2 rRNA genes are annotated in these 3,311 nt (G+C 52.5%); both read left to right on the top strand.

Annotated features, from left to right (window positions below):
• The first annotated feature begins 81 nt into the window (after positions 1–81).
• Positions 82–2,966: ribosomal RNA gene (locus HV681_RS27635) — 23S ribosomal RNA — on the top strand.
• 204 nt (positions 2,967–3,170) lie between these two features.
• Positions 3,171–3,283, top strand: a 5S ribosomal RNA gene (gene rrf, locus HV681_RS27630).
• Positions 3,284–3,311 lie beyond the last annotated feature (28 nt).

Here is a 3,311-nt window from a genome sequence, read left to right as displayed (position 1 = left end):
GGTGATAAACCTCAGACTGCTTTGAAACTTATGAACGGCACAAACGCTAATACTCAGGTCCTATAGCCTACAGCGTTATAGGATCAAGCGACTAAGTGCATATGGTGGATGCCTTGGCGATCACAGGCGATGAAGGACGTAGTAGCCTGCGAAAAGCTGCGGGGAGCTGGCAAACAAGCTTTGATCCGCAGATATCCGAATGGGGAAACCCACTGCAGCAATGCAGTATCCCTAGCTGAATACATAGGCTAGTGGAAGCGAACCGGGTGAACTGAAACATCTCAGTAGCTCGAGGAAAAGAAATCAACCGAGATTCCGAAAGTAGTGGCGAGCGAAATCGGATGAGCCTTTACGTTTTAGCACGCAGGATAGTCGAACGGAATGGAAAGTCCGGCCGTAGCAGGTGATAGCCCTGTAGACGAAATTCTGTGTGTGGAACTAAGCGTAAGACAAGTAGGGCGGGACACGTGAAATCCTGTTTGAAGATGGGGGGACCATCCTCCAAGGCTAAATACTCGTGATCGACCGATAGTGAACCAGTACCGTGAGGGAAAGGCGAAAAGAACCCCGGAAGGGGAGTGAAATAGATCCTGAAACCGTATGCATACAAACAGTAGGAGCCTCCTTGTGGGGTGACTGCGTACCTTTTGTATAATGGGTCAGCGACTTACATTCAGTGGCAAGGTTAACCGAATAGGGAAGCCGTAGCGAAAGCGAGTCCGAATAGGGCGATTCAGTCGCTGGGTGTAGACCCGAAACCAGATGATCTATCCATGGCCAGGTTGAAGGCACGGTAACACGTGCTGGAGGACCGAACCCACTAATGTTGAAAAATTAGGGGATGAGCTGTGGATAGGGGTGAAAGGCTAAACAAATCTGGAAATAGCTGGTTCTCTCCGAAAACTATTTAGGTAGTGCCTCAAGTATTACTGCGGGGGGTAGAGCACTGTTATAGCTAGGGGGTCATGGCGACTTACCAAACTATGGCAAACTCCGAATACCCGCAAGTACAGCTTGGGAGACAGAGCACCGGGTGCTAACGTCCGGACTCAAGAGGGAAACAACCCAGACCGCCAGCTAAGGTCCCAAATTATCGCTAAGTGGGAAACGAAGTGGGAAGGCATAGACAGTCAGGAGGTTGGCTTAGAAGCAGCCATCCTTTAAAGAAAGCGTAATAGCTCACTGATCGAGTCGTCCTGCGCGGAAGATGTAACGGGGCTAAGCGATAAACCGAAGCTGCGGGTGTGCACTTTTAGTGCACGCGGTAGGAGAGCGTTCTGTAAGCCTGCGAAGGTGGCTTGTAAAGGCTGCTGGAGGTATCAGAAGTGCGAATGCTGACATGAGTAGCGATAAAGGGGGTGAAAAGCCCCCTCGCCGTAAGTCCAAGGTTTCCTGCGCAACGTTCATCGGCGCAGGGTGAGTCGGCCCCTAAGGCGAGGCAGAGATGCGTAGCTGATGGGAAGCTGGTTAATATTCCAGCACCGTCGTACAGTGCGATGGGGGGACGGATCGCGGAAAATCATCAGGGTGTTGGATGTCCCTGTTGCTGCATCGAAGATGGCGCTTAGGCAAATCCGGGCGCGTAAATCAAGGGTGTGGCACGAGCGAGCATTGCTTGCGAAGTGATCGGAAGTGGTTCCAAGAAAAGCCTCTAAGCTTCAGCTGTACGAGACCGTACCGCAAACCGACACAGGTGGACGGGATGAATATTCCAAGGCGCTTGAGAGAACTCAGGAGAAGGAACTCGGCAAATTGATACCGTAACTTCGGGAGAAGGTATACCCCGGTAGTGTGAAGCGCCTGCGCGCTTAGCATGATGGGGTCGCAGAGAATCGGTGGCTGCGACTGTTTATTAAAAACACAGCACTCTGCAAAGACGAAAGTCGACGTATAGGGTGTGACGCCTGCCCGGTGCCGGAAGGTTAAGTGATGGGGTGCAAGCTCTTGATCGAAGCCCCGGTAAACGGCGGCCGTAACTATAACGGTCCTAAGGTAGCGAAATTCCTTGTCGGGTAAGTTCCGACCTGCACGAATGGCGTAACGATGGCCACACTGTCTCCTCCTGAGACTCAGCGAAGTTGAAGTGTTTGTGATGATGCAATCTACCCGCGGCTAGACGGAAAGACCCCATGAACCTTTACTGTAGCTTTGCATTGGACTGTGAACCGGCCTGTGTAGGATAGGTGGGAGGCTTTGAAGCGTGGTCGCTAGATCACGTGGAGCCATCCTTGAAATACCACCCTGGTTTGTTTGCGGTTCTAACCTTGGTCCGTTATCCGGATCGGGGACAGTGCATGGTGGGCAGTTTGACTGGGGCGGTCTCCTCCCAAAGTGTAACGGAGGAGTTCGAAGGTACGCTAGGTACGGTCGGAAATCGTGCTGATAGTGCAATGGCATAAGCGTGCTTGACTGTGAGACTGACAAGTCGAACAGGTGCGAAAGCAGGACATAGTGATCCGGTGGTTCTGAATGGAAGGGCCATCGCTCAACGGATAAAAGGTACTCTGGGGATAACAGGCTGATACCGCCCAAGAGTTCATATCGACGGCGGTGTTTGGCACCTCGATGTCGGCTCATCTCATCCTGGGGCTGTAGCCGGTCCCAAGGGTATGGCTGTTCGCCATTTAAAGAGGTACGTGAGCTGGGTTTAAAACGTCGTGAGACAGTTTGGTCCCTATCTGCCGTGGGCGTTGGATACTTGACGGAGCCTGCTCCTAGTACGAGAGGACCGGAGTGGACGTACCTCTGGTGTACCGGTTGTCATGCCAATGGCATTGCCGGGTAGCTAAGTACGGAAGAGATAACCGCTGAAGGCATCTAAGCGGGAAACTCGTCTGAAGATTAGGTATCCCGGGGACTTGATCCCCCTGAAGGGTCGTTCGAGACCAGGACGTTGATAGGTCGGGTGTGGAAGCGCAGTAATGCGTTAAGCTAACCGATACTAATTGCCCGTGAGGCTTGATCCTATAACACTGATGGTTATTGACCTGGTGATATAGCGTTCCAAGTGTCGTTCAATACAAAATACTGGCTGCACCGTCAGCAGCCAGCCAACACAATTACACCCCACTGTGCGCCGATCATCGAGCCCTAGCGCTCTGATCGCCACACGTTGCGCTTCTTCCAAGATTGGAGCCGTTGCCTCAACCGCAGCCGCTCAACCAGTTACGCCTGACGACCATAGCAAGGTGGTACCACTCCTTCCCATCCCGAACAGGACAGTGAAACGCCTTTGCGCCGATGATAGTGGACGGACGTCTGTGAAAGTAGGTCATCGTCAGGCTTTTATTGCTCAAAACCCCGCAGGTATC

It is taken from the genome of Achromobacter animicus (genome assembly GCF_902859585.1).
In the GTDB taxonomy this organism is placed as follows: domain Bacteria; phylum Pseudomonadota; class Gammaproteobacteria; order Burkholderiales; family Burkholderiaceae_B; genus Achromobacter; species Achromobacter animicus.
The sequence above is the reverse complement of the archived record's forward strand: the minus strand, read 5'-3'. Positions and strand labels throughout refer to the sequence as shown.